Annotated in this window: 1 protein-coding gene; it reads right to left on the bottom strand. The window is 55.2% G+C overall.

Features of this window, described 5'->3' with window-relative positions; genetic code table 11:
* Positions 1–563 (bottom strand): condensation domain-containing protein (locus ACGF63_RS23000; RefSeq protein WP_387633401.1); only part of this gene is annotated, 563 nt, incomplete at both ends.

Below are 563 nucleotides of genomic sequence, written 5' to 3' on the forward strand. Positions count from 1 at the left end.
TATCCGTACCGGCGTTTCCGGGGCCTGTTCAAGCACCTCTACCAAACTTTCCAATGCCTGCTGCATATAGCCGCATAGTCTTTCTGGTTCAAACGGCTGCACCACCTGAGCAGTTAGTCCCAAAGTAGAGCCACCATCCTCCACCGACAGCACAAACGGATAGTTAGTGCGCTCTTGCCCTCCCAAGAACTCAATGCCCTCCACGGCCTCATTCGGGGTCATCGGATTCCCATTATGCCGGTAGTTCAACAGGGTACTAAAGAGCGGAATATCACCCTGTACACGACTGCAACGCTGTGCCAATACCAGCGACGCATGCTCATGCACCAGCAATCCAGCCAGCCGGGTATGTGTTGTCTGTACGCTGTCGCGTACCGGGGTATCATCGATATCCAGCCGCAGCGGTAAAGTATTAATAAACAGCCCCATACCACTGTCGGCACCGTCTCCCGCCTGCATACGTCCAAACAGTACCGTGCCGAACACCACTTTCTCCTGACCACTGGTATGTGACAACACCTGGGCCCAGGCCAGATGACACAACGCCGCCAGACTGACGCCCA

The organism is Photorhabdus sp. RM322S (assembly GCF_042879395.1).
In the GTDB taxonomy this organism is placed as follows: domain Bacteria; phylum Pseudomonadota; class Gammaproteobacteria; order Enterobacterales; family Enterobacteriaceae; genus Photorhabdus; species Photorhabdus khanii.